Raw genomic sequence first — 23,010 nt, forward strand, 5'->3', positions numbered from 1 at the left:
GCCCGCCGTCTTGTCAGGCCCTTTCAGGCCCCGTCAATCCGCCTCAAACCGATTCGAGGGCCGGGTAATCCGTCAGGCCCTTGGCGCCGCCGCCGTACAGCGTGTCGCCGTCCAACTGGTTCAGCGGCGCATCTTTTTCGAGCCGCTCGACAAGGTCCGGATTGGCAATGAACGGCCGCCCGAAGGCCACCAGATCCGCCGCGCCGCTGTCGATCGCATCCAGCGCCATCTGCCGGTCATAGCCGTTGTTGGCCATGTAGGGGCCGCCGAACAGCTTGCGCAGGGCGGCGATGCTTTCGCCCTCGGCCAGCGCGCGCGAGCCGCCGGTCGCGCCCTCGACCATGTGCAGAAACGCAAGGCCAAAGCGGTTTAGCGCCCCGATCACATGGCTGAAAGTCGCCATCGGATCGGCGTCCGAGATGCCATTCGCCGGGCTGAAGGGCGACAGGCGCAGCCCCACCCGGTCACCGCCCAATTCGTCGGTGACGGCCTCCAGCACCTCCAGCAGCAGCCGCGCGCGGTTCTCGACCGAGCCACCGTAGGCATCGGTGCGGTGGTTCGACCCGGTCTTCAGGAACTGGTCCAGGAGATAGCCGTTCGCGCCATGCACCTCGACCCCGTCAAAGCCTGCCTGCGCCGCCAGCCGCGCCGCGTGACGGTAGTCGGCCACGATCCCCGGCAGTTCGTCCAGTTCCAGCGCGCGCGGGGCCGAGGTGTCCTCGAACCCGTTCCTGGTGAAGGTCTTGGACCCCGCCGGGATCGCCGAGGGCGCGACCGGCGCCTGCCCGTCCGGCTGCAGCGAGACATGGCTGATCCGCCCTACGTGCCAAAGCTGCACCACCATCTTGCCACCCTCGGCATGGACCGCATCGGTCACCTTCTTCCAGGCCGCGGCCTGGCCCTCGGTGTGGATGCCCGGGGTCTGGATATACCCCTTGCCCTGAGGCGAAATCTGCGTGGCTTCGGTGATGATCAGCCCGGCGCCGGCGCGCTGACGATAATATTCGACATGCAGATCGCCCACTTCGCCGGTCTGATCGTCGGCCCGGTTGCGCGTCAGCGGCGCCATGACGACGCGGTTGCGCATTTCGATACTGCCGGCGGTGAAGGGCGAGAAAAGCTTATGCGGCATGTGGCTGCTCCTGTGGTTGGTTCGCGCGTTTTGCGCCTCGTCAGGGGAGCTAGGCGGATTGCGCTCCGCAGCAAGGGCGGGCGGAAAATTGAGCGGATAACCCCGGCAGGCGCAGCTGACGCATTCCGGCTTTTGGCGCGCAATAACGGCGTTGTGTGCCACTCTGGCGTAGGGTGGAATTGCCCTATGCTGACTGGTTTCAGGCCAGGGCCTCGATCTCCGAGGAGCCGAGGGCATTGTCGCGGTTCATGAGTGAGCCATGTTGCGCCATTGGTCCGAGCGACACTGGCGGATGATGCGGATCCGGATTTCTGCGGTCTGGCGGTCAGGATCTTGGGACATGATCCGCTCACCGAAAGCCTTGAGGCTGTTCATCCGGGCCGCGTCCTGACTTTGAACGTCATAGCCGGCCCATCGCTTCGCCGGCGCCCGGCCCAAATGGCGCGTGGCGCGCAGGATCTCTTCCCGGGCGATCGCCGCCGGGCAGTCTTCCTTCCAGGCACGCCCGTCGCGGCGGATCGGTATGACCGCATCGGCACCGCGTTCGATGATCGCCGCATGGCATCGCTGCGTTTCATAGGCGCCATCCGCGGTTACGGTGGCGATTTCTTCGCCTTCAGGGAAGCGCGCCAAAAGCCCGGGAAGCAGAGGGCTGCCCCCCCCCCTGGCGGCTCGAGGTGAACTCGACCGCCCGGACGTTTTCGGTCTTCGTGTCCACGACGATGTGGACCTTGCGCCATTGCCTGCGGCGCGAGGGGCCGTGATTGCGCACCTGCCATTCGCCGTCGCCGCGGAACGTTACGCCTGTGCTGTCAATCAGCAGGTTCAGCGGCGCCCCGGAGCGCCAGGCCGCCTCGGGATCAAACCAGACCAAGCGCGCTCCCGGCGGCGCGGCGACGCGGTATATTCTGACCGGTTGGCCGTGCGGTAGCGGGTGCGAGATAGCTTCGGCACGCGCCTCAGCGAACGGGCAGGATTCGCAGGGTGACTCCGCGTCACCGATATGTGCAACACTGCCCTGGGAACGTACGAGATGATCCAGGTTCACAAGCGCCGCGCGACGGCGCCGACCCTCCTGACGCAGGTCATGCGTCTCGGGGCGCATCCGGTTCGCGATAGCGCCCAGCCGCCACGGGGCGGCCCCCCGGCGGATCCTCTACAGACCCTGGCTCTACCATGGCGCGCCGCTCTGGCGGGAGTTCGAGACCCGATGACGAACAAGCCTTTCCTGTCGGTTCAGCCAAACGTATCAGTCATGAGCCGGGTTACCAGCACCCACGCGGCGCCGAGGGTCCAGCCAGCCAGCACGTCGGTCGGCCAATGAACCCCGAGGTAGACACGGCCGAACCCCATAAGCCCGGCCATAAAACGCCCACCCCCATGACGAAGCCGCGCATCGCGCAGCCCGTCTCGCCGCCCGTTCACAGGATGCTCGTCGCGAAGCGATCGAGGCGCGTATTCTCGCGGTAGAGCAGGCGGACGATGATGGCGCCGAGGAACCCGGTCGCCGTGCCCCCCAGAACGTCGGTCACATAATGGGTGCCGACGTAGACGCGCGACAGGCAGACGAGGAATGCCATGGCGAAGAACGCCAGCGCCCGGCGCGGAAGCCCCTGCAATGCGAAGGCCATTGCCACCGACATCGAGGCCGTGGCGTGATCCGAGGGGAACGACCAGTCCGCGCTCTTCGCGATCAGAAGGTGTGACACCCCGGCATCGTAGGGCCGGACGCGGTGGATGAACAGCAGAACGCCCTGGTTGATCGCAAGCCCGAGAAGAAAGGCAAGGCCCGCACAGATCGCCACATGACGCACATGGGTCCGATCCTCGCGGACCCACCATTGCACGACGACCAGAAGGACGATGATGGGCACACCCACTTGCGTGATCGCCACCATCATGGGATCGAGGAGGGGCGTCTGGCCCGCGAAGGAGTTGATCCAGTGGGTGATCGCAGCGTCCATGGCATTCCCTTCTTACAGCGAGGTCCTTCCCGGCATGCAGGTCACCGAGCACCGCATTCACCAAGCCTTTCAACTTAGTGTCCTACTCAAGGGGTTGCACGCGCTGACCGAGATCGTTGGCGGACTTGTGTTCTATTTCGTTCCGGCGCCGATGATCCTGCACTGGGTCAACATCGTCACGCAGGAGGAACTGACCGAGGACCCGCGCGACTTTGTGGCCACTCATCTGGTCAGCGCCGCGCAGCATCTCTCCGGTGGGACCGAGGCGTTCTATGCCTTCTACCTCATCAGCCATGGCCTCATCAAAGTCGTGCTGGTGGCGGGTCTTCTGCGAGAGAAGTTGATCGCCTATCCCTTGTCGCTGATCGCGCTCGGAGGCTTCATCGCCTACCAACTCTACCGCTACAGCTACACGCACTCGTTCGGACTGATCGTGCTGACGGTGTTCGACCTGATCGTCATCGTGCTGGTCTGGCACGAATGGCGCCTGCTTCGGAAACATCTGCCAGTGGATTGAAGACAGCGGGCCTCCAGCCGATCAGGTTCGCATTTCGATCGCGCGGGCCCGCCGACGTAGCTCCTCAAGCCGGAATGCGCCAAGGCGCGGCTAGAGGCGCTCGATATCGCCCTCGGCGCGGAGCCTGTGGAAATCGGCCACGAAGGCCTCCAGGCGGCCGGCGGCGATGGCGGTGCGCAGACCATCCATAAGCTCTTGGAAATAATGGAGGTTATGCCACGTCAGCAGCATCGAGGCGATGATTTCGCCCGCGCGGTAGACATGGTGCAGATAGGCACGGCTATAGCCCCGGCAGGCGGGACAGGCGCAGTCTTCGTCCAGCGGCCGAGGGTCATCGGCATGGCGGGCGTTCTTCAGGTTCACCTGACCGCGCCGTGTCCAGGCCTGGCCCGTGCGTCCCGACCGCGAGGGCAGCACGCAATCCATCATGTCGACGCCGCGCTGAACGGCGCCGACGATATCGTCGGGCTTGCCGACCCCCATCAAATAGCGCGGCCTGTCGGCGGGCAGCATGCCGGGCGCGTAGTCCAGCACCCCGAACATCGCCTCCTGCCCCTCGCCCACCGCGAGGCCGCCGATCGCATAGCCGTCAAAGCCGATCGCGCGCAGCGCCTCGGCGCTTTCGGCGCGCAGCTCCTTCGTCACGCCGCCCTGCTGAATGCCGAACAGCGCATGTCCCGGCCGATCGCCGAAGGCCTCGCGCGACCGCTCGGCCCAGCGCATCGACATCCGCATCGATTGCGCCACCTGCTCTTCGGTCGCCGGCAGCGCGGGGCATTCGTCGAAACACATCACGATGTCGGAGCCCAGAAGCCGCTGGATCTCCATGCTGCGTTCGGGCGACAGGAAATGCTCGGACCCGTCGACATGGGATTTGAAGCGCACGCCGTCTTCGGTCAGCTTGCGCAGGTCCGACAGGCTCATCACCTGGAACCCGCCGGAATCGGTCAGGATCGGGCGGTTCCAGTTCATGAAGCGGTGCAGACCGCCAAGCTTCGCCACCCGTTCCGCCCCGGGGCGCAGCATCAGGTGATAAGTGTTGCCCAGCAAGATGTCGGCGCCGGTGGCGCGCACGCTTTCGGGCAGCATCGCCTTCACCGTGGCGGCCGTGCCCACCGGCATGAAGGCTGGGGTGCGGATCTGGCCCCGCGGGGTGTGGATCGTGCCGGTGCGCGCGCGCCCGTCGGTGGCGGCGATGGAAAACGAGAAAGCTGTCATGGCCGGGCCATAGCGCCCCACGGGGCGCGATGCAATTGGCCTGACATCGCACGACCCCGGCCTAGACCCGTTTCGGCCCGGCAGGCGGCCCAGGCGCGGGGCCCAGGCGCGGGACAAGCGCCTCCGGCGCTCTCGATCACGCGGGCACCAACGGCGATGCCGCCCCATCGGCGCCCAAACCCCGGCACAGGCCCCCGGGGGGCCAAGCGCGCGCCCCGCGCGGACCGGATGTTCCCCTCACAATCTCCGGACCGGCCCCCGACGCGCCTTACGCGCACTGGACCCGGCGGCCCGCTTTCCCTATATAAACAGTCGACAATCGTGCGAGAGATTCATGACCGCTGACGCCGCATACCCCGCCGAGGGCGAACCCCTGATCCGGCCCTCGACCCAGGACCACCCGCTTTACGACGCGGTCGTAGAGGCCTGCCGTACGGTCTATGACCCGGAAATCCCTGTGAATATCTTCGATCTGGGGCTGGTCTACACGATCGAGATCAACGACCAGAACGAGGTTTTCGTCATCATGACGCTCACCGCGCCCGGCTGCCCCGTCGCGGGCGAGATGCCCGGCTGGGTGGCCGAGGCGATCTCTCCCCTGCCTGGGGTCAAGACGGTCGATGTGCAGATGACCTTCGATCCGCCCTGGGGCATGGACATGATGTCCGAAGAGGCCCGGTTGGAACTGGGCTTCATGTAACCGCGGCCCCGCCGCCCTTGAGAAGTGGCTGGGGCAGACCTAAGTTGAGCGTAACGCACAGGATTACCCTGAAAGGTTCCGACATGTTCGGCATTCCCGGCAAACAGGCCGTCACCCTTACCCCCACCGCCGCGAAGCAGGTGGCGAAGCTGATGCAGCGCGACGGCGCCGCGGGGCTGCGCATCGGCGTGAAGAAGGGCGGCTGCGCGGGCATGGAATACACGATGGACTATGTGTCCGAGGTCGATCCGATGGACGAGGTCGTCGAACAGGACGGTGCGCGGGTGATGATCGCCCCGATGGCGCAGATGTTCCTGTTCGGGACCGAGATCGACTATCAGACCTCGCTGCTGGAATCGGGTTTCCACTTCAACAACCCCAACGTGGTCGAGGCCTGCGGCTGCGGCGAATCGATCAAGTTCGCCGAAAGCTGATGGCCGCCGACCCGGCCCTGATCGCGCATCTGCGCGATCTTTTCGCCGGGCTGGGTCCGATCGAGGTGCGCCGGATGTTCTCGGGCGCCGGCCTCTATGCCGAGGGCGACGCGATGTTCTGCCTGATCGCCCACGATGCCGTCTACCTGAAGACCGACGACGCCACCCGCCCGCTGTTCGAGGCCGCGGGGGCCGAACCCTTCGCCTACGAGATGAACGGCCGGACGCGATCGTTGCCCAGTTTCATGACCTTGCCCGAAAGCGCCATGGAAGACCCCGACGAGGCGCTGCGCTGGGCCCGCCTTGCCCTGCCACCCGCCCAGGCCGCCGCGCAGGAGAAGCGGCGCGTCAAGGCGCGCAAGGCCGCGAAGGCCGGGGGCGCGGCGCGGCCACGCGCCTGAACATCCCCACGACCTGTCCGTTCAGCCGCAGCACCTCGGCCGCGTCGAGGCCCTGCCAATGCCGGGCAAACCAGCGGTCGGCCTCCAGTGCCATCGCGAACAGCACCGGCAGCAGCAGGCTTTCGGGCAGATCGTCGCGCACCGCGCCGACCGACCGGCCGATCGCCACCAGCCGCGCGAAGCCCTCGCGCAGGAAGCCGCCGGGCAGCGCGCCGCGCGTGGTGTCGCTTTCGTACAGGCCGCCGGCCAGCGCCGCCAGCGCCGGATCCTTCAGAAGTAGCACGCTCACCTCGCGAAACAACCGCTCGACCTCGGCCCAGAAGGCCCCTGCGTCGCGCGGCGCGGTGAAGGTGAAATCCAGTTCGGCCACCAGCCGCTGAAAGGCCCGCTCGATCACCGCGCCGTAAAGATCGGCCTTGTCGCGGATGTAGTAATAGGCTTGGCCCTTGCTCATCCCCGCCGCGGCCAGGATGCGGTTCAACGAGGCGCCCGCAAAGCCGTGCACGGCGAATTCGGCCTCGGCCGGGTCTAGCAATTGCGCCCGCCGCGCCGCGTCCAGCGCCCTGAGGCGCGCGCGCGCCGCCCCCGCCGGATCAGCCATGCCCGGCCTTCGGCAATTGCCGCATCGCGGCCTTGGCCGGCGAGGCGCCCCATTCCGGGTGCAGCGCCTGCTGCTCCTTCATCGCGCGCAGAAACCGGCGCCAGGCCCCGATCCCGGGAAGCCGCGGGATATGGGCCAGTTCCCAGTGAATGCCGTTGATCGGATCCTCGAAGAAGGTCGCGTAATAGCCCGGGGTATAGATCGGGTATTCCTGTGGCGGATCACTGACCGGCACCCCGTTGCCGGTCAGGAACTCGCGATGGAAGCGGTCCACCTCTGTCCGGTTCCGGGCCCAAAGCGCGATGTGATGGATCCCCGTCGCCCGCGCCGCGTGGTCCAACCTGGCGCCCGTCTTGGCCGGTTGCAGGCCGATATAGCTGTGCGGCAGCGGGAAACGCGCCATGTAATAGGTCGAGTGGTAGCCGATATCGAGGGTCCAGAAGCTCTTGTAGCCGAGCCAGCCGAACATCCGGTCATAGAAGGCCACGGAACGCTCGTAGTCGAGCACCGAGAATTCCACATGATTGATGCCGCGCCACCGCATGGACCTGCCCTTTCCCGGTCGAATTCATTAGACTGCCAGTCTAATTCTCATATTTGACCGTCGGTCTAACCAGTCAAGCAAAGTCTCGCACCGCCACGCGAAGCAAAACGCCGCCCGCTGCGCGCCACAGGCGCAGGACAAATACGCCCAACTCGCACCGCTTCACGCTGGAGTTCCGCAATGCAAAATCTGGTTTCGCGAGATTGACCGCCGATTTTCCTGTGGCTAGTCTCGGCCGCAGCGCCCCCTGGCATCGACGGGGCCAAGGGAGGTTCCATGGATTGGCTACATGAGTTGCCCGCCGCGCAGCCCCGCGACGCCCGCGCGGTGATCGACCACGACGGGGCGGAATTCAGCTTTGGCGCGCTCGACGACATGGCCGCCGATCTGGCGGGAATGCTTGAAGCCGAGGGGCTGCGCCCCGGCGACCGGCTGGTGCTGATCTCCGAGAATTCGGCCACCTACGCGGCCGCCATCCTTGCGGCCAGCCGCGCACGCGCCTGGGTGGTCCCCGTCAACGCCCGCATGTCGGCCGAGGAAATCGACGCCGTGATCGCCCATGCCGGTGCGCGCATGGCGCTGTTCACCCCCGAGGCCTCTGCCCCCGCGCGCACCCATGCAGGGCGCATGACGGCCCGGCGCGTGGGCCGGATCGGCGCGGGAGAGGTGCTGCTGGCCGGCCCCTACGACGGGCCCGGCACCGCGCCGGAACCGGTCGAGAACGCCCCCAGGGACCGCGTCGCGGTGCTGCTTTACACCACCGGCACGACCTCGGCCCCGAAGGGGGTGATGCTGACCCATGGCAACCTGATGTGGAACGCCCGCGTCTCGGCCAAGGTGCGCGGCGCCAGTCCCGGCGACGTGGTGATCGGGGTGTTGCCGGGGACGCATATCTTCTGCCTCGCCTCGGTCTATCTGGCCTCGCTTGCCGGGGGGTCGGCGATCCGCTTCCTGCCGCGATTCTCGGCCCGGGCGGTGCTGGCGGCCTTTGCCGACGGCGATACGATCCTGCCGGCCGTGCCGCAGATGTATCAGGCTATCTTGCAGGATCTGGCGGCGCGCGGCGAACGCCCCAGGGCGCCGCGGCTGCGCTCGATCTCGTCGGGCGGCGCGCCGCTGGACCCCGAGTGGAAGGAGAAGATCGAGGCGCTGTTCGGCCTGCCGCTGAACAACGGCTACGGGCTGACCGAAACCAGCCCGGGCGTGGCCTCGACCCGCAACGACGCGCCGCGCCGCGACACCGCCGTGGGCCAGATCCTGGAGGATCTGGACTGCATCATCGACGCGCCCGACGCCGGGGGCGTGGGCGAATTGCTGATCCGCGGCCCCAACATCATGAAGGGCTATTACCGCGACCCCGACAGAACCCGCGAGGCGATCCGCGAGGACGGCTTCTTCCGCACGGGTGATCTGGCGAAGATCGACCCCGACGGCACGCTGTGGATCATGGGCCGCAAGAAAGAGCTGATCATCCGCTCCGGCTTCAACGTCTACCCGCCCGAGATCGAGGCGATGCTGACCCGGCACCCGGCCGTGCGCCAGGCCGCCGTGGTCGGGCGCGCGGTCCCCGGCAACGAAGAAATCGTGGCCTTCGTGCTGGCTGGACCGGGCATCGACGAGGCCGGATTGAAGGACTGGCTTCACGGCCATCTGACCGGCTACAAGATCCCGCAACATATTCTCATCGTGGATGAATTCCCCACCGCACCGACGGGAAAGATCCTCAAACACAAACTGCTCCCGGCCTATGCGCATCTGCTGGCTGCGCGCGACCGGGGCCTTGAAACGGAACCAAGCGCATGACCGACACGACCCGGATCAACGACAAGATCAGCCTCGAACGTCAGGATGGCATCGCCCTGGTGCGGATCGACAACCCGCCGGTGAACGCCTCGGGCCAGGCGGTGCGCCAGGGGCTGCTGGAGGCGGTCGATGCCGCCAACGCCGACACGGACGTCAAGGTGATCGCGATCTATGCCGCGGGCCGCACCTTCGTGGCCGGGGCCGATATTCGCGAATTCGGCAAGCCGCCGAAATCGCCCGCCCTGCCCGATGTCTGCAACCAGATCGAGGCCTCGGGCAAGCCGGTGATCTCGGTCCTGCACGGCACCGCGCTGGGGGGCGGGCTGGAGCTGGCGCTGGCGACCCACGCGCGGGTCGGCATCAAAGGGCTGCGCGTCGGCCTGCCCGAGATCCTGCTGGGCCTCTTGCCCGGCGCCGGCGGCACCCAGCGCGGGCCACGGCTGATCGGCATGGCCAACACGCTGGATATCGCGCTGTCGGGCCGCCAGGTGAAGGCCGAGGAGGCGCTTTCCTGGGGCCTGATCGACCGGATCGAGACGGGTGATGTGCGCGAGGTGGCGCTGGCGGCGGCGCGCGACGTGCTGGCGGGCAGGCTGGCCACCCGGCGCACCGGAGAGTTGGAGGCAACCCGCGACGAGGCCGCGCTGGAGGCCGCCCGGGCGATGGTGGCGAAGAAGATGGCGCGCATCGCCTCGGCGCCGCTCTGCATCGAGGCGGTGGCGCGCGCGACCGGCCCGCTGGCCGAGGGCATGGCGTTCGAGCGCCAGTGCTTCACCGAGGCGCTCAAGACGCCGTCCGGCCAGGGCATGATCCACGCCTTCTTCGCCGAACGCGCGGTCGCGAAGATCCCCGAGGCCGGCGCCACCCCCCGCCCGGTGACCAAGATCGGCGTGATCGGCGGCGGCACCATGGGATCGGGCATCGCCACCGCGGCGCTGATGGGCGGCCTCGAGGTGCGGCTGATCGAGGTCGCGGACGAGGCGTTGGAACGCGGCCGCGCGACGATCGCAAAGAACCTCGACGGCGCGGTGAAGCGCGGCAAGATGAGCGCGGAGAAGCACGATGCGGCGCTTGCCCGCCTCGCCCCCTCGACCGACATGCACACGCTTGCCGACGTCGATCTGGTGATCGAGGCGGTGTTCGAGAACATGGAAGTGAAGAAGGAGATCTTCACCAAGCTCGACGCGATCTGCAAACCCGGCGCGGTGTTGGCCTCGAATACCTCCTATCTGAACATCGACGAGATCGCCCGGGTCACCTCCCGCCCCCAGGACGTGCTGGGCCTGCATTTCTTCTCGCCCGCCCATATCATGCGGCTGCTGGAGGTCGTGGTTGCCGAAAAGACCGCGCCCGAGGTGGTGGCGACGGGCTTTGCGCTTGGCAAGGCGCTGCGCAAGGTCGCGGTGCGCGCGGGTGTCTGCGACGGTTTCATCGGCAACCGCATCCTTGCCCATTACGGCAAGGTCATCATGTACATGCTGATGGACGGCGCCGACCCGGCCGAGATCGACGCCGCGCTGGAAGGCTTCGGCCTGGCGATGGGGCCGTTCAAGGTGGGCGATCTGGCGGGCCTCGATATCGGCTGGGCCGAACGCAAGCGCCGCGCGCCGCTGCGCCCGGCGGAGGAACGCTATATCCCGATCGCCGACCGGATCTGCGAACAGGGCTGGTTCGGGCGCAAGACCGGCCGGGGATGGTATCTATATGACGACGCCGAGATCCGCCCCAACCCGGCGGCGCAGGCGATCATCGACGCCGAACGCGCCAGGGCCGGGATCACCCCGCGCAAATTCACGCCCGAGGAGATCGTCGATCGTTTCCTGACCGCGATGATTTCCGAAAGCGCGCGGGTGGTGGCGGACGGCATCGCCCAGCGCCCGATCGACGTGGACGCGGTGTTCCTGTTCGGCTATGGCTTCCCCCGCTTTCGCGGCGGGCCGCTGCACCATGCCGACCAGATCGGCGTCGCAGAGCTTGTGGCTCGGATCGAGGCCTATGCGAAGGAAGACGCCCAATACTGGCAGGTTCCGCCGTTCTTGCGCAAGTTGGCCGAGACCGGCGGCAGCTTCGCGGCCCTGAACACCGGGGACTGAGGCCGCCGAGGGCAGCCAGGCAAGGCCCTCTTTCCGCCCGGAGCGCGCCGCAGGCGCAGGGCGAGCGGCAGCCGGTGTCACGCCGAAGGCGTGCCTCCGGCACCGACCGGGCCGGCGTCATGAAGCTCTCGATCACGCGGCGGCTGGGGGGGGCCGGATCATAAATGGCGAAGCTTCCCCATCGGGATGCGCCACCCCAGGGGCAGGCGCCGCCCCGTTTCGGTCAGCGCCGTGTCAGGCGCCGCAGCCGCCCGGGGCCTGGGCCGAGAGGTTGCGCGCGGCCTGTTTCAGCGGCTCGGCATAATGCGTCATCAGGTCCTCGGGGCTGACCAGAAAGGCCGGGCCGCCGACATTCAGCCCATAGATCCGGTCGCCGTTCAACGAGAACACCGGCACCGCGATGCCGTTCACCTCCTTGCGCCAGTTGCCGAAGCCGGTGCAAAGGCCGTAGCGCTCGAAATCGGCCAGCGCGTCGGCGATGCAGCGGTCGATCTCGGCGGCGTCGTCGGGGCGGGCCTCCTTGGCCATCCGCACCACGTGGTCGCGCTCTCCCGCATTCATCCCCACCAGGATCGCCCGCCCGATGGCGGAACGCAGCAGCGGCAGCCGCGCGCCCACGTTGATCGTCAGCGCCACCGCCTGTTGCGACCGGTGCACCGCCATGTAGACGGCCGAAAGCCGGTGCATCTCGGCCAGCGCGGCGGTGACGTTGGGGTTCGGCCCGGTGCACAGGCGCCGCAGTTCCTCCTGCGCGCGCGTGGCGATCTCCATCCCCGAGAGCACGCCGTAGCCCAGCGACAGCACCCCCGCGCCCAGCCGATAGGTGCCGGTGCGTTCCGAATAGACCAGGTAATCCAGCCGCCGCAGCGTATGCGTCAGCCGCGAGATGGTGGGCTTCGGCAGGCCGGTGCGCGCGGCGATTTCCTGATTGGTCAGGGTGGTCTCATGCGGGCGAAAGCAGCGCAGCACATCGAGGCCACGCGCCAACGCGGTGACGAACTTGCGATCGCCGTCCTCGCCCTCGATGTCGTCGTCGAACTGGTCGTCTGCCTGCATGGCGATCCTTGTCCAAGCCTCCGGCACGCGTCACAGCACCTCGAAAAGGCCGGCAGCGCCCATCCCGCCGCCCACGCACATCGTGCAGACGACATATTTCGCGCCCCGGCGCCGGCCCTCGATCAGCGCATGCCCGACCATCCGCGCCCCGGACATCCCGTAGGGATGCCCGACCGAGATCGCGCCGCCGTTCACGTTCAGGATCTCGTCCGGGATGCCCAGCTTGTCGCGGCAGTAGATCACCTGAACCGCGAAAGCCTCGTTCAATTCCCAAAGTCCGATATCGTCCATCGTCAGGCCGTTGGCCGACAAGAGCTTCGGCACCGCATAGACCGGGCCGATGCCCATCTCATCGGGTTCCAGCCCTGCCACCGCCATGCCGACATAGCGGCCCAGGGGCGCCAGGCCGCGCTTTTCGGCCTCCGCGGCCTCCATCACCACCGCGGCCGAGGCACCGTCCGACAGCTGGCTGGCGTTGCCGGCGGTGATGAAGCGCCCCTCGGCGATGGTCAGCCCGTCCTTGTGCACCGGCTGCAGCGAGGCAAGCCCCTCCAGCGTGGTCGAGGGGCGGTTGCCCTCGTCCTGGGCCAGCGTCACCTCGCGGTCGGAAACCTCCTTGGTCTCCTTGTCCATCACCTTCATGATCGTGGTCAGCGGCACGATCTCGTCGTCGAAGCGGCCGGCCTCTTGCGCCGCGGCCGTGCGCTGCTGCGATTGCAGGGCGTATTCATCCTGCGCCTCGCGGCTGATGCCGTAGCGGGCGGCGACGGTCTCGGCGGTTTCGAGCATCGACATGTAAAGCGCCGGGCGGTGCTCCATCAGCCAGGGATCGCGGGCGCGGTCCTTTCGCATGTTCTGGTTCTGCACCAGGCTGATCGATTCCACCCCGCCGCCCACGGCGATGTCCATCCCGTCGTGGATCACCTGCTTCGCGGCCGTGGCGATCGCCATCATGCCGCTGGCGCATTGGCGGTCCAGCGACATGCCCGCCACGGTGACCGGCAGCCCCGCCCGCAGCGCCGCCTGACGGCCGATATTGCCCTGGGTCGAACCCTGCTGCAGCGCCGCGCCGACGATCACATCCTCGATCTCCGGCCCCTCCAGCCCGGCGCGCCCGACGGCCTGCTGAACCGCATGGCCGATCAACGCCTGGGCCTGAGTGTCGTTGAACGCTCCGCGAAAGGCCTTGCCGATCGGCGTGCGCGCCGTGGAAACGATGACAGCATCCCGCATCTCTTCTGTCCCTCTTCGAACCTACATTCCTTGCCGGTGACCCCGCATCGGTGACCCCGCCGGCCCCGGGTCAGTGCCCGCATGGGCCAAGATGCCGCGACAAGACGACGCCCTGCCATGGCCCCGGATCGTCGGGGGCCGCGAATCTTTCTTTCCTTTCCGATACCAGACGCAAGTGGTCACGTTTTGCAACGCAAAATTCAGTTTCACAAAATCCTTGACAAGCTCACGGCCTAATAACAACAATTTGAGCAGCCGGGCTCCCGTATAAAACAAAGCCCTGCGACTGGGAGGAGAAAATGAATATCAAGAAGACGGCCATTCTGGCGGCCGCCTTGTCCGTGTTCACGTTGACCGCGGCAGCCGCCGGTACCATCAAGATGGCATTCATCGACCCGCTTTCCGGCCCCTTCGGACCGTCCGGCGAAGGCGCGCTGACGTCGTTCCAGCTTGCCGCCGAGCACATCAATGCCGCGGGCGGCATCAACGGCGACAAGATCGAGGTCACCGGCTACGACAACAAGGTGAATCCCAAGGAATCGCTGGTTCAGCTGCAAAAGGCGCTCGACAGCGGCGCGCGCTACATCCTGCAGGGCAACGGCTCTTCCGTGGCGGCGGCGCTGATCACCGCGGTGAACAAGTACAACGCCCGCAACCCGGGACAGGAGGTGCTGTTCTTCAACTACGCCGCCGTGACCCCGGCCTTCACCAACGAGATGTGCTCGTTCTGGCATTTCCGCTTCGACGCGCATGCCGACATGAAGATGGCCGCGATCACCGACTGGATCAAGAACAACCCCGATATCCACAAGGTCTATATCATCGGCCAGGATTACGTCTTCGGCCAGGCCGTGGCCAAGGCGGCGGTCGAGCAACTGGCCAAGAAGCGCCCCGACATCAAGATCGTCGGGAACGAGCTGCACCCGCTTGGCAAGGTCAAGGACTTCACCCCCTACATCCAGAAGATCGTCGCCTCGGGCGCCGATGCGGTGATCACCGGCAACTGGGGCGCCGACATGCAGCTTCTGATGAAGGCCGCGGCCGAAAGCGGATCGAACGTGCCGTACCTGACGTTCTACGGCGGCTCGAAGGGCACCGTGGCGGCGCTGGGCGCGGGCGGGATCAACCGTCTCTACCAGGTCACCGAGGGCATCACCAACCTGCCCGCCTCGGACAAGCAATATGCGCTGATCGAGGAATACAAGAAGCGCTTCCCGCAATACGACTACTACTACCACCGCTCCTTCATCGCGATGGCGATGTTCAAGGCCGCAGCCGAGAAGGCCAAGTCGAACGACCCGATCCCGGTCGCCAAGGCGCTGGAAGGGCTGGAAATCGATCAGGCCTATGGCAAGGCGCTGATGCGGGCCTCGGACCACCAGATCCAGATGCCGCTTTACATCTCGACCGTGTCGGATGACGTCAAATACGGCGTCGACGACACCAAATACGGCTGGAAGCTGGTACCGAATGGCACGATCTCGCTTGAGGCCGCCGAGCAGCCGACCACCTGCAAGATGAAACGGCCAAGCTAACCCGTTCCCTTAGCGGAACCCGGGCGCCGGGCGGATCGCGCGGCGCCCCTACTTTCAGCCGAACGGGGTCGGAATGGAAACCATCGTCTTCGCGCTTGTCAACGGCGTGATCTATGGCCTCTTGCTTTTCATGCTGTCATCGGGCCTGACGCTCATCTTCTCGATGATGGGCGTGCTGAACTTCGCCCATGCCAGCTTTTACATGCTGGGCGCGTTCTTCGCCTATACGATCATGGGCGCGACCAGCTTCTGGCTGGCGCTGATCTTCGCGCCGATCCTGGTCGGGCTGATCGGCGCGGCGGTGGAACGCTACGGGCTGCGACGGGTGCATGTGAACGGCCATGTCGCGGAACTGCTGTTCACCTTCGGCCTCGCCTATCTGATCGAGGAGATCGTCAAGATCTTCTATGGCAAGACCGCGGTGGATTACCGTGTACCCTCGATCCTCGATTTCCCCGCCATGCAGATCTACGGCGTCGATCTGCCCGCCTACCGCATCTTCATGCTGTTCGTGGCGATCGCCATGCTGGTCGGGCTTTGGCTGCTTCTGAAACGCACCCGTGCGGGGTTGATCATCCAGGCGGCGCTGAGCCATCCGCACATGGTGGGCCATCTGGGCCATAACGTGCCCTTGATCTTCATGGCGGTGTTCGGCATCGGCTGCGCGCTGGCGGGCCTGGCGGGCGTGATCGCCGGCAACATCTTCGTCACCGATCCCTCGATGGCGGTGCAGATGGGGCCGATCGTCTTCGTCGTCGTCGTGGTCGGCGGTATCGGCAGCCTGGAAGGCGCCTTCGTCGCCTCGTTGCTGATCGGGTTGCTGCAAAACCTTGCCGTCGGCGTCAACGCCTCCTTCGCCGATATCTTCGGCTTTCTGGGCCTGAGTGCGGCCAGCGAGGTCGGCTCGATCACCGTCTCGTCGCTTGGCCCCGTGCTGCCCTTCCTGCTGCTGGTGCTGATCCTGATTTTCCGCCCGCAGGGCCTGATGGGGGAACGCGAGCTGTGAGCACCACCCAAGAAAGCTTCGACTATTCCGCGCATATCCCCTCGAATGCCGAGAAATTCCGCCAGCGCACCCTGCCGCTTCTGATCTTCGCGGCGATCCTGGTGGCGATTCCGCTGACCGGCCCGTCGCGCACCGTCTACACGCTGATGCACCAGATGGGCATCAACATCGTGCTGGCGCTGTCCTACAACATGCTGCTGGGACGCGCGGGGCTTCTGTCCTTCGGCCATGCGGTCTATTTCGGCTTTGGCGGCTATTTCGCCATGCATGCGATGAACTGGATCGCCGACGGCAGCGGCATCTGGGCGGATTTCCCGGTCTTCCTGCTGCCGGTGCTGGGTTTTGGCGCCGGCGCGCTGGCGGGCGCGGTGATCGGCTGGCCTTCGTGCCGGCGGGCAGGGACCACCTTCGCGATGATCTCGCTTGGCGTGGCCGAACTTATCGCCAGCGGCGCCTTCATGTTCGACAGCTTCTTCGGCGGCGAACAGGGCATTTCGGGCGACCGGATGAACGGGCCGGAACTGTTCGGCCTGACCCTGGGCCCGATCTCGCAGGTCTATTGGTTCATCGCCTTCTGGACGGTCGTCGGCGTGGTCGGGATGTATGCCTTCACCCGCACCCCCCTGGGCAAGCTGTCCGAGGCAACCCGCGACAACCCCCAGCGCGTGCAGTTCATCGGCTACAACCCCCAGCGGGTGCGTTACCTCGTGTTCATCTTCTCGGGCGGCTTCGCCGGACTCGCCGGCGCCATGGCGGCGGTGAACTACGAGATCTTCACGCCGGATGCCTTCTCGCTGGTGCCGTCGGGTTTCATCCTGATCATGGCCTATGTCGGCGGCATTACCTATTTCGTGGGCCCGATCTTCGGCGCGATCCTGCTGACCTACATGCAATCCATGATGTCGGATTTCACCGATGCCTGGCTGCTGTATCTGGGGGTTCTGTTCATCTCTATCGTGATGTTCGCGCCGCGCGGCCTGGCGGGGATCGTCTTCGGCTTCAGCGCCGGGCTGCGGGGGCCACGCCCCCGGGCCTTCCTGATCACCTGGCTCACCCAGCTGGCCGGGGTCGCGCTGATGCTGATCGGGCTGATCGTACTGGTCGAGATCGCGGTGCGCTGGTCGAACGGCTATGGCGAGGTCTTCGCCCCCTTCGGCCTGCCGCTGGCGCAGGCGAACCCGCTAAGCTGGCTTCTGGTCGTGGCCCCGGCGATCGCCGGCGTCGCGCTCAGCCGCCGCGCGGCCCGGATGCGGGAGGCCCAGGCATGACCAGCCCCCCCGCCCTGTCGATCCGGGACCTCAGCAAATCTTTCGGCCCGGCCCGGATCATCAACGGCGTCAGCCTGGATATCGCGCCGGGCGAACGCCATGCGATCATCGGGCCGAACGGCGCCGGGAAATCGACGCTGTTCAACCTGATCTCGGGGCTTTACTTCCCGACCCAGGGGTCGGTCCTGCTGAACGGGCAGAAGATTTCCGGTCTGCCGCCGCATCAGATCAACCGCATGGGCCTGTCGCGTTCATTCCAGGTGTCGAACATCTTCACCAACATGACGGTGCGCGAAAACGTCCGCTGCGGGGTGCTGAACACGATGGGGCTGGGCTATAGCTTCTGGTCCAACATCGGCGCCAACAAGGCCGCCCATGCCAAGACCTTCGAGATCCTCGAACGCTGCGGGTTGTCGGACAAGGCCAACGTGCCGGCCTCGCTTCTGCCGTATGCCGACCAGCGCTCGTTGGAGATCGCGATCACCATTGCGGGCAACCCCGACGTGATCTTGCTGGACGAACCCACCGCGGGGATGAGCCAGTCCGAAACCGCCCGCGCCGTCGAGTTGATCGCCAAGGCAACCGAGGGCAAGACCCTTCTGATCGTCGAGCACGACATGGGCGTGATCTTCAACCTCGCCGACAGGATCTCGGTCCTGGTTTACGGCGAGATCCTGGCCACCGGCACCCCGCAAGAGATCCGCGGCAATGCCGAGGTACGCGAGGCCTATCTGGGCGACGAGGCCCTGCCGGAGGAACTGGCATGACCGGCGCGATGCTGAAGGTCACCGATCTGCACGCCTTCTACGGCAAGTCGCATGTGCTGCGCGGCGTGAACCTGGAGATCATGCCGGGCGAGGTGATCGCGCTTCTGGGCCGCAACGGCGTGGGCCGCTCGACCACCGCCAAGGCGATCATGGGAGAAGTGGCGCCAAAGGGCCAGATCCTGTTCAAGGGTCGGCCGATCGCCGGGCTGGAAAGCCACAAGATCGCGCGGCTGGGGCTGGGCTATGTCCCCGAGGCGCGCGATATCTTCCCCACGATGACAGTGCGCCAGAACCTGATCCTGGGCGTCAAGAACATGCGCAAGCCGGGCAAGTACACGATCGATCAGATGCTGGACATGTTCCCCAACCTGCGCGAACGGGCCGACAATCCGGCCGGGGTGCTGTCGGGCGGCGAGAAACAGATGCTGACGATGTGCCGGACGCTGATGGGCGACCCGGACCTGATCATCATCGACGAGCCGACCGAGGGTCTTGCCCCCAAGATCGTGCACCGGATCGGCGACATGATCGCCGACATCGCGCGCACCGGCGTGGCGATCCTGTTGATCGAGCAGAAGCTTTCCATCGCGCTGCGCATCGCCCACCGCGTCTATGTGATGGGCCATGGCGAAATCGTCTATGCCGGCACCCCCGAGGATTTCCGCACCCGCGACGACATCCGCGCCGAGTGGCTGGAGGTCTAGGCCGCGCGCAACCGCTGCCTGGTATCGGCACGCCGCAACCGAGCGGAATGGCCGGCTGGGCCGTTTCGCGTGGCCATCGGGCGCCGCGGGGACAGCCGCCGTGAAGGATTTCCCCGGCGGCGATGTTGTTGCACGGCCGGCGGCGGGGGTTTCACACCCCCGCACCCCCGTGGAGTATTTCCACCAAGATGAAGCGGAAAAGCGTGCCTCGGGCTTTTTCGGGCGATATTGCCTTGGGGCGTGGCGGGGGCGGCGCCGGCCGCCGACCTTGCGGCGACCGAGGCTTTGCCTACGTGAGCGTGGCGGTCGTGATGTAACGCAGCGCGCGCGCCACCTGTTGCGGGGTGCGGGCGACGGCATTGGCGGCGGCATCGACCTCTTTCAGCGCATGGTCGTGTTCTGGCGGATGCAGCACGATGACGGGTTTGCCGAGCGCCGCGGCGTAGCCTGCATCAAAGGCGGCGTTCCACTGCTTGTATTTCTCACCAAAACATACCACGAGCACATCGCAACGCGCGATCCCGGTGCGGATCCGTACGGCGTTCAGTAGCGCGCCCTTGCGATCATGCCAGAATTTGTCGTCCTCTTCTCCGAATATCTCGGCCCCGCAATCGTCCGATGCGGCATGTTCGGTGACTGGACCGAACCAGTCGATCGGCAGCCCGTCGCAGGCCGAGATGATCGCGTCGCGCCAGTCGGAATGGATCTCGCCCGCGAGATAGACGTTTAGTTTCATGGATTTCGCTCCTTCTCTCTGGGCGCCCCGATGGGGCCGGGGCCTGTCTTGCGCCCCGGACCTTGCCCCAAAAGCTTCGCCCCGGAAAGCCCCGGCGGCCCGTGCGGGCGGCATGTCGCCGGTGTTTTTACGCGATTGACAAGACGGCCTTGCGCCATCCTTCTAAGGCTTCTCACGCCGACCGAGATCGCCGTAGCGCAGGGCCAGGGCGGGCAGCACCAGCAGGTTGAGCAGCGTCGAAGTCACCAACCCGCCCAGGATCACCAGCGCCATGGGTCCCTCGATCTCATTGCCCGGCGCGCCGCTGGTCAGCGCCAGCGGCAAAAGCCCCAGGCCCGTGACCAGCGCCGTCATCAGGATCGGCACCAGGCGCTCCGAGGCGCCGCGCAGCATGGTCTCGGCCGTCCAGGGCTGGCCCTCGACCCGTACCAGATGATCAAAATGGCTGATCAGCATGATCGCATTGCGCAAGGAGATGCCGAAAAGCGTGACGAAGCCAACCATACCGCCCAATGGCAGGTTGCCGCCCGCCAGCAGCGTGCTGGCAACCCCGCCGACCAGCGCGAAGGGCAGGTTCGCCATCACCAGCGCCACCAGCCGCGCGCGCCGCAGCGCCAGGCTCAGCAGCAGCACCACCATCGCCAGCGACAGCGCGCCATAGCCGAAAAGCGTCGCCTCCGACCGGCTTAGCGCGGCGCCCTGGCCCTCGTACAAGGCATAGACACCCGCGGGCATCGTGACGCCCGCGGCCACCCGCTGCTTGAGGATCGCGACGAAGCGCGCGGGCGAGACGCTGCCCAGGTTGATCAGCACCGATTGCAGGCGCTGGCCGTTCTCATGCGCGATCTGGTAGCGTCCCGCCACCTGGCGGATGCTGGCCAGATCGCCCAGCGGCACATAGCGCCCCGACGGCGTGCGCAGCGTCAGCGCGCCCAGATCCGCGACCCGCGCGCGCAACGACGGCGGCAGGATCACGACCACGTCCGTCGTCCGGGTGCCCTGGGTGATCTTGCCGGTCACCTGGCCCTGATAGGCGGTGCGCAGCGCATCGAGCACCTGCACCGGACGCAGCCCATAGCGCGCCAGCGCCGTCTGGCGCAGCCGGACCGAGATGCGCGGCATCCGCGCCGGCGTGTTCAGCCGCACGCTGGCCGCTCCGGGGATCTTGGCGGCGATCTGCGCGATCTGGGCCGCGGTCTGGTCGATCCTGTCCAGATCGTTGCCGAAGACCTTCACGACGACCGGCGCCGTCGCCCCCGAGATCGTCTCGTCGATGCGCTCGACCAAGAAGGTATTGACCGCCGTCGTCAGCCCCGGAAAGCGCGCCAGCGTCGCCCGTACCCGCGCCAGCACCGCGTCCTGCCCCGCCGCCGATTGCGGCGCAAGATCCAGGTCGAATTCGCTCAGATGCACGCCGGCGGGGTCGACCACGTCATCGGCCCGCCCAGCCCGTTGCGCGACCATCGTAACGCCCGGGATCGCCGCCAGCGCCTTCGAGATCCGGTCGCCCACCCGCATCGATTCCGCCAGCGAACTGCCCGGCTCCAGGCCCACATGGACGATGTAGTGCCCCTCGCGCAGATCGGGGATGAAGCTGCCCTGAACGAAGGGCAGCACGGCAAGCGCGGCGATCACCAGCACCGAGGCCCCCAGGATCAGCGCGCGGGTGTGGCGCAGCGTGGCGGCCAGAATCCTGCGGTAGCCCCGCCCCAGCCGCGCGGCAAAAGCGTGGGTCCGGTCCTGGCCCGAACCGGTGCGCGCCAGCAGCCACAGCGACATCGCCGGCGTCACCGTCAGCGCCACCCCCAATGAGGCCAGCACCGCCGCGATATAGGCCAGGCCCAGCGGCGCGAACAGCTTCCCCGCCACGCCGCTCAGCATCAGCACCGGCAGGAACACCAGCGTCACCGCGAAGGTCGCGAAGATCACCGAACCGCGCACCTCGGCCGAGGCTTCCAGCACCACCCGGAAGGCCGCGCGCGGCGCCGAGAGGGCCGCGTTCTCGCGCAGGCGGCGCAGGATGTTCTCGACGTCGATGATCGCGTCGTCGACGATCTCGCCCAGCGCGATCGCCAGGCCGCCCAGCGTCATGGTGTTCATCGAGATGCCGAAGAAGTTCAGCACCATCAGCGCGGCCAGCATCGACAGCGGGATCGCCACGGCCGAAATCGCCGCGGCGCGCAGGTTCATCAGGAAAAGCATCAGCACCGCGACCACCAGCACCGCGCCCAGGACCAGCACATCGCGCAGATGGCTGGTGGCGCGGGTAATGAAATCCGCCGGTCGGAAGACATTGGGCACCAGGGTCACGCCCTGCGCGGCCAGAACCGGGCGCAGCGCATCCAGCCGGCGGCTCAGCCTTTGCGTCACCGCCAGGGTGTTGGCGCCGTATTGGCCCTCGACGATCAGCATCACCGCGGGGCGCCCCATGATGGACGCCGCCCCCACCGGGGTTTGCGGCGCGTAGGCCACCTTTGCCACATCGCCCAGACGCACCGGCCTGCCCCCCGCCCGGCCGCCGCCCAGGGGCAGTGCGGCCAGTTGCGCCGGGGTGGTGATCTGGCCCTGCGCCTCGATCGTCAGATACTGGTTCGGCGTGTCGATGGCGCCGGCGGCGCGCGCGCCGGTCGCCTGCGCCACCGCCGCGCTCACATCGGCCAGCGACAGGTCATGCGCGCGCAGTTTCTCGGGGTCGGGCTGGATCTGCAGCTGGCGCTTCAGCCCGCCGAAGACGATCGCGTCGGCGACCCCGCGCACCGCCTGCAATTGCGGCTTCACCACCCAGCGGGCGACATCGTGCAGATCCATCAGGGAACGGGTCTTCGACGTCAGCCCGATGGTCAGGATCACGCTGGTCGAGGTGGTCAAGGGCAACAGCCGCGGGCGCGCGACGCCGCTGGGCAACTGGCCCTGAACGCCGGCAAGCTGTTCGGAAATCAGCTGACGGGCGCGGAACACATCGGCGCCGCCGCCGAACACCACCGTGACCAGCGAAATCCCCGCAAGCGAGCGCGAGCGCATGTCGCGCACGCCCGCCGCGCCGCCCAGGGCGGTCTCGATCGGGTGGGTCACCAGGGCTTCGACCTGGGCGCTGGAATAGCCGGGCGCCACGGTCTGCACCACAGCCATGGGCGGCGCGAATTCGGGAAAGACATCAAGCTTTTCGCGCGACGCCCCGATCGCGCCCACGACCAGCAGCAGCACCGCCAGCGCCAGCACCAGGCCGCGCTGACGCAGGCTGAAGCGCAGCAGGCGCCTTAGCATGTCGGCACCGCCGATGGCAGAACGTGGACATGGG

At 66.9% G+C, this 23,010-nt stretch carries 20 protein-coding genes and 3 pseudogenes; 12 read left to right on the forward strand and 11 right to left on the reverse strand.

Features of this window, described 5'->3' with window-relative positions; all coding sequences use genetic code 11:
* Window positions 1–43: 43 nt before the first annotated feature.
* The 4 genes and pseudogenes from BLV97_RS11365 to BLV97_RS11380 form a co-directional block, all read right to left on the reverse strand.
* The gene (locus BLV97_RS11365) at window positions 44–1,132 is read right to left on the reverse strand and encodes an alkene reductase (RefSeq protein ID WP_035845638.1); all 1,089 of its coding nucleotides are present in this window, start codon (window positions 1,130–1,132) and stop codon (window positions 44–46) included.
* 199 nt (window positions 1,133–1,331) lie between these two features.
* Window positions 1,332–2,086, reverse strand: a pseudogene (locus BLV97_RS11370) (IS5 family transposase).
* A gap of 282 nt (window positions 2,087–2,368) precedes the next feature.
* Window positions 2,369–2,497: pseudogene (locus tag BLV97_RS21785) on the reverse strand (phosphatase PAP2 family protein); the annotation flags it as partial.
* 56 nt (window positions 2,498–2,553) lie between these two features.
* On the reverse strand, window positions 2,554–3,096 hold the full coding sequence (locus BLV97_RS11380) for a phosphatase PAP2 family protein (RefSeq protein ID WP_035845645.1): 543 nt from the start codon (window positions 3,094–3,096) through the stop codon (window positions 2,554–2,556).
* Window positions 3,097–3,130: 34 nt separating this feature from the next.
* Here BLV97_RS11380 and BLV97_RS11385 point away from each other — a divergent pair, with 34 nt between their 5' ends.
* Entirely contained in the window at window positions 3,131–3,613 is a 483-nt protein-coding gene (locus BLV97_RS11385; protein WP_035845742.1) for a DUF2127 domain-containing protein, read from the forward strand.
* Between the two features lie 90 nt (window positions 3,614–3,703).
* Here BLV97_RS11385 and tgt read toward each other — a convergent pair whose 3' ends face one another.
* Window positions 3,704–4,831, reverse strand: coding sequence for a tRNA guanosine(34) transglycosylase Tgt (tgt, locus tag BLV97_RS11390; protein ID WP_035845647.1), 1,128 nt, complete (start codon window positions 4,829–4,831; stop codon window positions 3,704–3,706).
* A 334-nt stretch (window positions 4,832–5,165) separates the two neighbouring features.
* On the opposite strand from tgt, the gene BLV97_RS11395 reads away from it, so the two are divergent.
* The 3 genes from BLV97_RS11395 (at window position 5,166) to BLV97_RS11405 (ending at window position 6,366) form a co-directional block, all read left to right on the forward strand.
* Window positions 5,166–5,531 carry an SUF system Fe-S cluster assembly protein gene (locus BLV97_RS11395; protein WP_035845649.1) on the forward strand — a complete coding sequence of 122 codons (366 nt, stop codon included), beginning with the start codon at window positions 5,166–5,168 and terminating at the stop codon, window positions 5,529–5,531.
* Window positions 5,532–5,614: 83 nt separating this feature from the next.
* A complete protein-coding gene (locus BLV97_RS11400; protein ID WP_035845652.1) occupies window positions 5,615–5,965 on the forward strand; it encodes a HesB/IscA family protein in 351 nt (116 codons plus the stop codon).
* Complete coding sequence (locus BLV97_RS11405; protein ID WP_035845655.1) at window positions 5,965–6,366, forward strand: TfoX/Sxy family protein; 402 nt, start codon at window positions 5,965–5,967, stop codon at window positions 6,364–6,366. Before BLV97_RS11400 ends, BLV97_RS11405 begins: the two co-directional genes overlap by 1 nt.
* Here BLV97_RS11405 and BLV97_RS11410 read toward each other — a convergent pair.
* Together BLV97_RS11410 and BLV97_RS11415 are read right to left on the reverse strand one after the other, a co-directional pair.
* Window positions 6,314–6,967: a TetR/AcrR family transcriptional regulator gene (locus tag BLV97_RS11410; protein ID WP_051646255.1), complete on the reverse strand. Its 654-nt coding sequence runs from the start codon at window positions 6,965–6,967 to the stop codon at window positions 6,314–6,316. The genes BLV97_RS11405 and BLV97_RS11410 overlap by 53 nt on opposite strands.
* On the reverse strand, window positions 6,960–7,511 hold the full coding sequence (locus tag BLV97_RS11415) for a VOC family protein (protein ID WP_035845657.1): 552 nt from the start codon (window positions 7,509–7,511) through the stop codon (window positions 6,960–6,962). The genes BLV97_RS11410 and BLV97_RS11415 overlap by 8 nt, the downstream gene beginning before the upstream one ends.
* A gap of 276 nt (window positions 7,512–7,787) precedes the next feature.
* Between BLV97_RS11415 and BLV97_RS11420 the strand changes: the two genes are divergently transcribed.
* Window positions 7,788–9,314, forward strand: a complete 1,527-nt coding sequence (locus tag BLV97_RS11420) for a class I adenylate-forming enzyme family protein (protein ID WP_051646256.1) — start codon at window positions 7,788–7,790, stop codon at window positions 9,312–9,314.
* Window positions 9,311–11,407, forward strand: coding sequence for a 3-hydroxyacyl-CoA dehydrogenase NAD-binding domain-containing protein (locus BLV97_RS11425; RefSeq protein WP_035845661.1), 2,097 nt, complete (start codon window positions 9,311–9,313; stop codon window positions 11,405–11,407). The genes BLV97_RS11420 and BLV97_RS11425 overlap by 4 nt, the downstream gene beginning before the upstream one ends.
* 234 nt (window positions 11,408–11,641) lie before the next feature.
* Here the strand turns inward: BLV97_RS11425 and BLV97_RS11430 are convergent, their stop codons facing one another.
* Together BLV97_RS11430 and BLV97_RS11435 are read right to left on the reverse strand one after the other, a co-directional pair.
* Window positions 11,642–12,463 (reverse strand): IclR family transcriptional regulator, encoded by an 822-nt coding sequence (locus BLV97_RS11430; protein WP_035845665.1) that lies wholly within the window; start codon window positions 12,461–12,463, stop codon window positions 11,642–11,644.
* Between the two features lie 30 nt (window positions 12,464–12,493).
* Window positions 12,494–13,696 (reverse strand): acetyl-CoA C-acyltransferase, encoded by a 1,203-nt coding sequence (locus tag BLV97_RS11435; RefSeq protein WP_035845667.1) that lies wholly within the window; start codon window positions 13,694–13,696, stop codon window positions 12,494–12,496.
* A 299-nt stretch (window positions 13,697–13,995) separates the two neighbouring features.
* Between BLV97_RS11435 and BLV97_RS11440 the strand changes: the two genes are divergently transcribed.
* The 6 genes and pseudogenes from BLV97_RS11440 (at window position 13,996) to BLV97_RS11460 (ending at window position 18,976) form a co-directional block, all read left to right on the forward strand.
* Window positions 13,996–15,231 (forward strand): branched-chain amino acid ABC transporter substrate-binding protein, encoded by a 1,236-nt coding sequence (locus tag BLV97_RS11440; protein WP_035845670.1) that lies wholly within the window; start codon window positions 13,996–13,998, stop codon window positions 15,229–15,231.
* A gap of 73 nt (window positions 15,232–15,304) precedes the next feature.
* The gene (locus BLV97_RS11445; RefSeq protein WP_035845673.1) at window positions 15,305–16,237 is read left to right on the forward strand and encodes a branched-chain amino acid ABC transporter permease; all 933 of its coding nucleotides are present in this window, start codon (window positions 15,305–15,307) and stop codon (window positions 16,235–16,237) included.
* The gene (locus BLV97_RS11450; RefSeq protein WP_051646257.1) at window positions 16,234–17,505 is read left to right on the forward strand and encodes a branched-chain amino acid ABC transporter permease; all 1,272 of its coding nucleotides are present in this window, start codon (window positions 16,234–16,236) and stop codon (window positions 17,503–17,505) included. Before BLV97_RS11445 ends, BLV97_RS11450 begins: the two co-directional genes overlap by 4 nt.
* A 71-nt stretch (window positions 17,506–17,576) precedes the next feature.
* Window positions 17,577–18,023 (forward strand): annotated as a pseudogene (locus BLV97_RS21960) (ATP-binding cassette domain-containing protein); the annotation flags it as partial.
* A gap of 99 nt (window positions 18,024–18,122) precedes the next feature.
* Entirely contained in the window at window positions 18,123–18,272 is a 150-nt protein-coding gene (locus BLV97_RS21965; protein WP_425285089.1) for an ABC transporter ATP-binding protein C-terminal domain-containing protein, read from the forward strand.
* Window positions 18,269–18,976 (forward strand): ABC transporter ATP-binding protein, encoded by a 708-nt coding sequence (locus BLV97_RS11460; RefSeq protein ID WP_244521013.1) that lies wholly within the window; start codon window positions 18,269–18,271, stop codon window positions 18,974–18,976. Before BLV97_RS21965 ends, BLV97_RS11460 begins: the two co-directional genes overlap by 4 nt.
* Window positions 18,977–19,265: 289 nt before the next feature.
* Here the strand turns inward: BLV97_RS11460 and BLV97_RS11465 are convergent, their stop codons facing one another.
* Complete coding sequence (locus BLV97_RS11465; protein ID WP_035845679.1) at window positions 19,266–19,712, reverse strand: YtoQ family protein; 447 nt, start codon at window positions 19,710–19,712, stop codon at window positions 19,266–19,268.
* A gap of 162 nt (window positions 19,713–19,874) precedes the next feature.
* Entirely contained in the window at window positions 19,875–22,976 is a 3,102-nt protein-coding gene (locus BLV97_RS11470) for an efflux RND transporter permease subunit (RefSeq protein ID WP_035845681.1), read from the reverse strand.
* Window positions 22,977–23,010: the final 34 nt, after the last annotated feature.

This window comes from Allgaiera indica (assembly GCF_900106675.1).
Lineage (GTDB): Bacteria > Pseudomonadota > Alphaproteobacteria > Rhodobacterales > Rhodobacteraceae > Acidimangrovimonas > Acidimangrovimonas indica.

Bases quoted from the DNA above. Each gene is read 5' to 3' on its own strand.
- BLV97_RS11400 (WP_035845652.1), top strand. From the start codon at position 5,615: ATGTTCGGCATTCCCGGCAAACAGGCCGTCACCCTTACCCCCACCGCC.
- BLV97_RS21965 (WP_425285089.1), top strand. From the start codon at position 18,123: ATGGGCGTGATCTTCAACCTCGCCGACAGGATCTCGGTCCTGGTTTAC.
- BLV97_RS11410 (WP_051646255.1), bottom strand. From the start codon at position 6,967: ATGGCTGATCCGGCGGGGGCGGCGCGCGCGCGCCTCAGGGCGCTGGAC.
- BLV97_RS11440 (WP_035845670.1), top strand. From the start codon at position 13,996: ATGAATATCAAGAAGACGGCCATTCTGGCGGCCGCCTTGTCCGTGTTC.
- BLV97_RS11380 (WP_035845645.1), bottom strand. From the start codon at position 3,096: ATGGACGCTGCGATCACCCACTGGATCAACTCCTTCGCGGGCCAGACG.
- BLV97_RS11445 (WP_035845673.1), top strand. From the start codon at position 15,305: ATGGAAACCATCGTCTTCGCGCTTGTCAACGGCGTGATCTATGGCCTC.
- BLV97_RS11395 (WP_035845649.1), top strand. From the start codon at position 5,166: ATGACCGCTGACGCCGCATACCCCGCCGAGGGCGAACCCCTGATCCGG.
- BLV97_RS11385 (WP_035845742.1), top strand. From the start codon at position 3,131: ATGCAGGTCACCGAGCACCGCATTCACCAAGCCTTTCAACTTAGTGTC.
- BLV97_RS11405 (WP_035845655.1), top strand. From the start codon at position 5,965: ATGGCCGCCGACCCGGCCCTGATCGCGCATCTGCGCGATCTTTTCGCC.
- BLV97_RS11365 (WP_035845638.1), bottom strand. From the start codon at position 1,132: ATGCCGCATAAGCTTTTCTCGCCCTTCACCGCCGGCAGTATCGAAATG.
- BLV97_RS11435 (WP_035845667.1), bottom strand. From the start codon at position 13,696: ATGCGGGATGCTGTCATCGTTTCCACGGCGCGCACGCCGATCGGCAAG.
- BLV97_RS11425 (WP_035845661.1), top strand. From the start codon at position 9,311: ATGACCGACACGACCCGGATCAACGACAAGATCAGCCTCGAACGTCAG.
- tgt (WP_035845647.1), bottom strand. From the start codon at position 4,831: ATGACAGCTTTCTCGTTTTCCATCGCCGCCACCGACGGGCGCGCGCGC.
- BLV97_RS11465 (WP_035845679.1), bottom strand. From the start codon at position 19,712: ATGAAACTAAACGTCTATCTCGCGGGCGAGATCCATTCCGACTGGCGC.
- BLV97_RS11460 (WP_244521013.1), top strand. From the start codon at position 18,269: ATGACCGGCGCGATGCTGAAGGTCACCGATCTGCACGCCTTCTACGGC.
- BLV97_RS11420 (WP_051646256.1), top strand. From the start codon at position 7,788: ATGGATTGGCTACATGAGTTGCCCGCCGCGCAGCCCCGCGACGCCCGC.
- BLV97_RS11470 (WP_035845681.1), bottom strand. From the start codon at position 22,976: ATGCTAAGGCGCCTGCTGCGCTTCAGCCTGCGTCAGCGCGGCCTGGTG.
- BLV97_RS11415 (WP_035845657.1), bottom strand. From the start codon at position 7,511: ATGCGGTGGCGCGGCATCAATCATGTGGAATTCTCGGTGCTCGACTAC.
- BLV97_RS11430 (WP_035845665.1), bottom strand. From the start codon at position 12,463: ATGCAGGCAGACGACCAGTTCGACGACGACATCGAGGGCGAGGACGGC.